Consider the following 7,524-nt stretch of genomic DNA (forward strand, 5'->3'; position numbering starts at 1 on the left):
GGTACAACCACCAATTGATTTTTTATTCTACAAGTCATATATATCAAATACCAAGGGAACATCTACCGGCAAGGTCGGATGCATGGCAGATGGCGGTGCCCATGCTTTGTATCGAATACCCGCAACAAATTCTCCGTTCGTACCAGTAGCTCTTAAAGGCACACGCATTTCATTACAAAGAATTGCATAACGTTCTTCGTTGATGCCTGATACTTTTACTTCTACACGCTCTACGGAAGAATCAACATAACGAGCCGTTCCAGAACTAGACATTTCCTCCCCTAGCACTTGCCACGGTTCAATGCCATTTCGTAATGACAGTGAAATACCTCCTTGTTGTATGTTACCAATCAATGGAAATCTAAACTCAAAGAAAGGCTCCAACCAACTTATATCAAAGGCATAGCCATCACTTGCTAATTGATCACATACATCCATTAAATCTTCTTTAATGAAATGATGTAGCATAAATTTATCGTGTAATTCTGTACCCCAACGAATAAGTTTGTGCTCGTATGGTTTTTTCCAAAACCAAGCAAACAAGGTACGAATGAGCATCATCTGCGCCAAGCACATGCGTTCGTCAGGTGGCATTTCAAATGCTCTCAACTCTAGAATACCCAATCTGCCGGTTGAACTATCGGGAGAATATAATTTATCAATACAAAACTCCGAGCGGTGTGTATTGCCCGTCATGTCTGTCAACAAATTCCGAAGCAATCGATCTGTTAACCAAAACGGAACTTCTTCATCTTTGTGAATGTGCGACAAGGCAATCTCTAATTCATACAACTGCCCTGGCTTACCTTCGTCTACTCTCGGTGCTTGACTGGTGGGCCCAATAAAAGCAGTAGAGAATAAATACGATAAACCGGGATGATTCTGCCAAAAGAGTATAAAGCTTTTTAAGATATCGGGTCTGCGCAACAGCGGACTGTCTTCTGGCGTTACACCACCCAAGGTAATGTGATGACCGCCGCCAGAGCCTATATGTCTGCCGTCAAGCATAAACTTCTCCGTACCCAAACCCGCTTTGCCAGCACCATCAAATAAGACACTGTAAATATTTTTAATTTCATTCCAGCTTTTAGCCGGATGAATATTAATTTCGATCACTCCTGGATCGGGCGTAACAACAAGTTTCTCTATGCGATTGTCTCTAGGCGGTTCATAGCCTTCAATAATTATTTGTAAGGACAATCGATTGGCAGCATCTTCTACAATCGCCAACAATTCTAAATAGTGTTCCACATGTTTAAACGGTGGGAAGAACACAAATAACTTTCCTTCTCTTGCCTCAACACTAAGGGCCGTTTTAATCGTAAGCGCTCTAAATTCAGGTTCAAATTCTTCTGAAGTATCTTTCTTTTTCTTCACTACAAAAAAGCCTTCGTCTTTCTCTTCTTCTTCAGCCTTGGTTTCTTTCGGATACAACCATTCATTCGGAACCGTACTCATATTAAAACTATCACTTTGCTGCTGTTGTGCATTTTGACTGTGATAGTCTGGCAGATTACCCAATGATTCAAACGGACTTCTATCTACTTCTTTTGCGCGTTGTGCCGCAACCATGTGTGGCAAGGATTCTAAAGGCAATCGCAAACCCATTGGTGAATTACCGGGAATCAGAAATAAGTGTCGTTGTCTAAATTCCCAGGCACAACTCAACCAAACATTTTTTTCAAAATTCCATTCCAATGGCAATACAAACCCAACAGGATTATTCAGACCATTCTTCATAACCTGAGATAGTGTTTTACGCTCAAGGCTATCGTTCAGATTCACACGTAATGGATTAATATTTACAGGCAATTTATCTTCTTGCCATAAATAATAATAGGCATCTTCGTAAGCCGCCTGAACGTTGAATATAGGAAGCTTTAACTTCGAAGTAATTTCTTTTAATAAACCTTCCGCTTGTTGAAAGGTATAGTTGTAATTTTGGTTTGGATTGCCATATACCAATGGATTACTTGTAAAAGGAAGATCATCTTTCCTCCAATAAATTCCGTATTGCCATCTCGGTATGGCTTCACCGGGATACCACTTGCCTTGCCCAACATGAATTAAACCTTTGCCTTTTGCAAAGTTATTGTTAAATGTAACAGCCAATTCAAATGCTTTATCTCTTTTATCTGCGCCATCTGCATCGGTATTCCATTGGTCGCTTTCCATATCCGAAACCGATACAAAGGTTGGCTCTGCGCCCATCGTCAGTCGTACATCTTGGGCTTCGAACTCCGCATCAATTTGTTGTCCGAGTGCGTTGATGCTATTCCATTGATCATCGGAATAGGGTTTTGTAACGCGTGGATCTTCATGAATTCGAAATACCTTATTTGAAAATGAAAACACAACTTCGGCAGGATCAGTAAACCCCGTAATCGGCGATGCACTTGAAGGTTCTGGTGTACAACACAATGGAATATGTCCTTCGCCAGCAAATAAGCCAGAAGTAGCATCTAAGCCAATCCAACCTGCACCGGGTATATAGACTTCGCACCAAGCATGTAAATCTGTAAAATCTTCTTCCGTACCCGATGGACCGAAAACCGATTTTTTGTCGGCTTTCAATTGAACCAGATAACCCGATACAAACCTAGTAGCTAAACCTATATGTCGTAAGGCTTGCACCAATACCCAGGCCGAATCTCTGCATGATCCTAGTGCTTTGGTTAGTGTTTCATCTGGAGTCTGCACGCCTGGCTCTAACCGAATAGCGTACTTAAGATCTCTATATAATTTTTGATTGACCGCTACTAAAAAATCAACCGTATTTAATCCGTAATAGTGTTTGAGTGCATCTACCCACTGCAACAACGCTGGGCCACTCTCTGTCACCTCCAAGTAAGGAGCCAACTCCTTAATCAATTCTGAGGGATAGTTGAATGGAGAAATTTGTGCATACTCTTCCATGAAAAAATCAAAGGGATTTATGACTTTCATCTCTGTAATAACCTCTACATCAACTCTAAATTCCTTTACCTTATCTGGAAATATAACACGTGTCAGATAGTTACCAAAAGGATCTTGTTGCCAATTAATAAAATGATTTTCGGGTGTTATCTTTATGGAATACGCTAAAATAGGCGTGCGAGCGTGCGGCGCCGGTCTTAATCGAATGACTTGAGGAGACATATTAATGAATCTATCATACGTATATCCCATGCTGTGTTTTAAAGCTACGTGTATCGACATATCATTTAACTTAGATTAGACTGAATTATAAATAGAATATCGCAGTATCGCTTTTAATAAATGCAAAATGCTTTTGACAAATATATTCTATTCTTACATTGCATAATATATATAGGCAATAAATAAATTTTATTTCTACCATGGGGATATTCGACAAATACACTGTGCCCAATAAATGCCTCGATGAGGTATTTGACGCGGCAACCAATAATGTTAAAATTCCCTACGAAACGGTAGCCAAAGTTTTTGAGACCATGAATGTAGAGCAATTTGACAAGTTGCATAATCTTATTAAGCTTTCATTTTTCAATCAAGGAATTACATATCAAGTATATTCTGAGAATATTTCACAAGAACATATATTCCCATTCGATCCTTTTCCAAGGCTCATTACTTCTGAAGAATGGGATACAATAGAGAAAGGCGTTATTCAACGTTCAAGAGCATTAAATATGTTTTTGAAAGATGTATACAACGATCGAAAAATATTAAAAGATAAAATCATTCCTGAAGAAATGATTTTAAGTTCGCCGCACTATTGCAAACAGATGATTGGATTTAGGCCTAAAGGAGATATCTATTGCCACATCAACGGTACAGATTTAATCAAACACAACGACGGAAATAATTATGTATTGGAAGATAATCTACGTTCGCCTTCTGGTGTGAGTTATGTTTTAAACAATAGAGAAGCATTAAAAAGAGCATTGAGTGATTTGTTTCACCATTACAGCATACAACCTGTACGTGACTACCCTGAAGAATTGTTAATGATGATGCAAAGCGTGAGTCATAAATCACAAGCTGAATCGCTGTGCGTGTTGTTAACGCCAGGCATGTATAACTCTGCTTATTTTGAACACATGTTTTTGGCACAACAAATGGGAATAGAACTTGTAGAAGGTCGTGACTTATTTGTAAAGAATGATAAGGTATACATGCAAACAACAACCGGCGCGAAACAAGTAGATGTAATTTATAGAAGAATAGACGACGATTATTTAGATCCAGATGTGTTTAAAAAAGATTCCATGTTGGGCGTAAAAGGAATCATGAGAGCGTATCTGTCGGGCAATGTAACCTTAGTAAATGCTCCAGGCACTGGCGTTGCAGATGACAAAGCTATTTATCATTATGTCCCTCAAATTATTAAATACTATTTGGGAGAAGAGCCTATACTTAATAACGTACATACCTATATCTGTAGCGACGAAAAAGATATGAAATATGTGTTAGAACATTTAGCCGAATTGGTAGTAAAACCAGTAGACATGAGCGGTGGCTATGGTATATCTATTGGAAATACACTTTCTAAAGAAGAGCTTTCTGAATTAAAAGATAAAATTAAAGCCAACCCAAGACAATGGATTGCACAACCCATATTGAGTCTATCCATGCATTCAACCTACATTGAAAGTGAAAAAGTATTTGAACCCAGACATGTTGATTTACGCACGTATGCACTGATTGGCGACAAGTATGAGCATGTGTTAAAAGGTGGATTGACAAGGGTTGCACTTAAAAAGGGCAGCTTAATCGTAAACTCTTCACAGGGCGGTGGTTCAAAAGATACGTGGGTAATAGGTAAATAATTTAACGCTACAAGTATGCTATCAAGACAAGCAAGTTCATTATATTGGATCGGAAGATATCAAGAACGTACCGAATACATTACACGTTTCTTAGATGTAAAATATTTTTCTACAATGGATACAACCATTATAGATTATCAAAATTTTGTATTACGTTCTATTAAATTCATGGTTACGGGCAATGTTTCTAAGGATATAAAATACGAACCTGACATTTTATGGAAAGTATCTTTGGATAAAACCTCCCCAACGTCTATCATTAGTTATGTTACAGCTGTACGTGATAACACTAAAGGCATACGTAATCTTATTTCAAATGAATTATGGGAGGTGGTAAATAAAAATTATCACTTTGTACATAATTTTTCTGGTGATTATCTTAGAAAAAGAGGTTTATATGAATTCACCAAACAAGTAGAAGAAAACGCTTCGTTGTTTCAAGCAAAATTAGACAGTACCTTATTACACGATGATGCTTGGGCGTTTATAAAACTCGGTATCTATGTAGAAAGAGCCTATCAAATTACACGTATTTTAATTAATACGCTGAGTGATATCAAAGCCTTACAAATTGAAAATGAAAACCCAACCGTTGAAAATCACCAATGGGTTACAACCTTGAATGTGTTGGAAGCGCTTGACATGACTAAAAAACTTTTCAAAAAAGGCATACACGAAGATATCGCATGTGAATTTCTAATTACGAATTTAGATTTTCCAAGATCGATTGCTTCAAGTTTAGAAAAGTGTACAAAAACAATTAAAAAAATAAAAAATGGGACAGAAATAAATCAACTCGATAGAGAATCATTGATTTATAAAACGGCAAAATTATCTGCGGCAATAAAATATCTAGATTACCAAAATAAAGAAATAGATACAGATGAACTATTAACAATTACGCTAAAAGAGCTAGCAAAGTTAAATGATGCCATACAAAAAGAATTCTTTTAGGAGAATTTTATAGTTGTATATTTACATGAATACTCTAATTAACATACAATGACTTATTGTTTAGGAATAAAAGTAAAAGGCGGTTTAATTGCACTTGCAGATACTAGAATCACTGCTGGAACGAATGCTACTACATCTAGAAAAATAAGTACGCACCAAATAGGTAAAAACAGTATTTTTTTAATGACTTCTGGCTTACGTTCAGTAAGAGATAAAGCCATCACCTATTTTGAAGAAGAACTCCTTGAAGGAGATTTTAAATTCAACAAAATGTACAAGGTCGTTAATTCCTTTGGTGAATTATTAAGACGGGTGGCTAAAGAAGATAAAGCTGCACTTGCTTCTTCGGGTTTAAATTTCAATCTACACACCATTATTGGCGGGCAATTACAAGAGGATGATACCCACAAATTATATCTTGTATACCCTGAAGGAAATTGGATAGAAATTGGTGAAGCCACTCCCTTTGCAATTATTGGCAATACGGGTTTTGGTCAGCCTATTTTAAACAGAGCAGTTACCTTTGATTCATCGTTGCGATTTGCGCTTAAAACAGGTTTCTTATCCTTTGACTCTACACGCGTTTCAGCTTCAGACGTTGGATACCCACTAGATATTGTCATTTATAAAACAGATAGTTTTGAAATGAATGAACAACGTTTTACCTACGATGAATTAAAACCGATTGCAAAAGAATGGGCAGAAATGCTAAAAGAATCTGTAAAACAATTACCAGAAGATTGGATGGACAATTTATTGAAGCAAGAATAATTTGAATATTAAATTGTAGATAAGCCTGTAAGGAACGTTTGTTTCGTACAGGCTTTTTTTATGAATTAAGGCGAAATGCACGAAGCCTAAGGCACAAGGTCCTAAGCTGACAATGCTACATGAATACCGTCAAATATTGCCAAATGCAATACCCTTTCACGCTTCGTCAAAGAAAAACCCATTTCGCTATTCCTATCGACAGTCACGGCTCACCATTACACCAAATTTTGTTATAGAATAACATCCTAAAATTTCTAGACTATTTAATAATGAACGGAAGGCATCTATTATTTTTGTAGTCTTTGACTACGTTTTATGTGATCATATGGATGCATTCAATCCGCCACGGCGGACTGCAGAATATTAGTCACCGCTTCACTAAATATTGGAGCAAAAGAAAATCAAAAAAAATATTATCAGGAAAAGAATATCTAACGTAATCAGCATTGTTGGGAGTGCTAAATCAAATTTAGAGTTTGCGTATGATGTGAGTGGGCAGCGTGAAGTAAAAAATAAATTTAAAATAAAAGCCCATAATTTCAAGTCATGTCGACATTCTCAACATTATCATAACCAACACTTACGTACATTAATTGACTGAATCCAGGGCTATTGCAATCAACATTTACCAACGAGGAGGACCATCATCCTTTATTTTTTCTTCGTAAAAATCCCCTATTAACCATTCATTACTCCTAATATTATATCGAATAATATTCATATAATCGTTATCGTTTACCCGATAAAAAAAATAAATGATACCATACTTAAGTCTCCTTTGCTCATACTTATAACGGCTTCGATCGACATTTTCTAGATAGGTAAATGCATCGGTAGTTTTTAAGTACTTTGATGCTATTAAAACATCTTTAATTAATAACCCAACCTTTTCTTTATGTTGATTTAAATCCAATGTTTTAAATACTTCTTCTGTATCCTTGACTTTTACAATTTTTTCTTCATTAAAATTAATTCTTATTATTTTATTCGTAAGGATATTATACTTTAA

Annotated in this window: 5 protein-coding genes; 3 read left to right on the top strand and 2 right to left on the bottom strand. The window is 36.5% G+C overall.

Going from position 1 to position 7,524, the window contains the following annotated elements; all coding sequences use genetic code 11:
- Positions 1-27: 27 nt before the first annotated feature.
- Positions 28-3,198 (bottom strand): DUF2126 domain-containing protein, encoded by a 3,171-nt coding sequence (locus tag Q0543_RS01010; protein WP_299247813.1) that lies wholly within the window; start codon positions 3,196-3,198, stop codon positions 28-30.
- A 140-nt stretch (positions 3,199-3,338) separates the two neighbouring features.
- On the opposite strand from Q0543_RS01010, the gene Q0543_RS01015 reads away from it, so the two are divergent.
- From Q0543_RS01015 to Q0543_RS01025, 3 genes are read left to right on the top strand one after another with little or no spacing between them, the layout of a single operon-like run.
- Entirely contained in the window at positions 3,339-4,790 is a 1,452-nt protein-coding gene (locus Q0543_RS01015; protein WP_299247816.1) for a circularly permuted type 2 ATP-grasp protein, read from the top strand.
- A gap of 15 nt (positions 4,791-4,805) precedes the next feature.
- Positions 4,806-5,744, top strand: a complete 939-nt coding sequence (locus Q0543_RS01020) for an alpha-E domain-containing protein (protein ID WP_299247818.1) — start codon at positions 4,806-4,808, stop codon at positions 5,742-5,744.
- 48 nt (positions 5,745-5,792) lie between these two features.
- Entirely contained in the window at positions 5,793-6,515 is a 723-nt protein-coding gene (locus tag Q0543_RS01025; RefSeq protein WP_299247821.1) for a peptidase, read from the top strand.
- 625 nt (positions 6,516-7,140) lie between these two features.
- On the opposite strand, the gene Q0543_RS01030 is transcribed toward Q0543_RS01025, so the two are convergent.
- The coding region (locus tag Q0543_RS01030; RefSeq protein ID WP_299247824.1) for a hypothetical protein at positions 7,141-7,524 on the bottom strand (384 nt) is incomplete at its 5' end.

This window comes from uncultured Cytophaga sp., from assembly GCF_937863595.1.
GTDB lineage: Bacteria > Bacteroidota > Bacteroidia > Cytophagales > Cytophagaceae > Cytophaga.

What these genes read in the sequence shown, in the direction of transcription:
- Q0543_RS01010 (WP_299247813.1), bottom strand. Translation starts at nt 3,198, where the DNA reads ATGTCGATACACGTAGCTTTAAAACACAGCATGGGATATACGTATGAT.
- Q0543_RS01015 (WP_299247816.1), top strand. Translation starts at nt 3,339, where the DNA reads ATGGGGATATTCGACAAATACACTGTGCCCAATAAATGCCTCGATGAG.
- Q0543_RS01020 (WP_299247818.1), top strand. Translation starts at nt 4,806, where the DNA reads ATGCTATCAAGACAAGCAAGTTCATTATATTGGATCGGAAGATATCAA.
- Q0543_RS01025 (WP_299247821.1), top strand. Translation starts at nt 5,793, where the DNA reads ATGACTTATTGTTTAGGAATAAAAGTAAAAGGCGGTTTAATTGCACTT.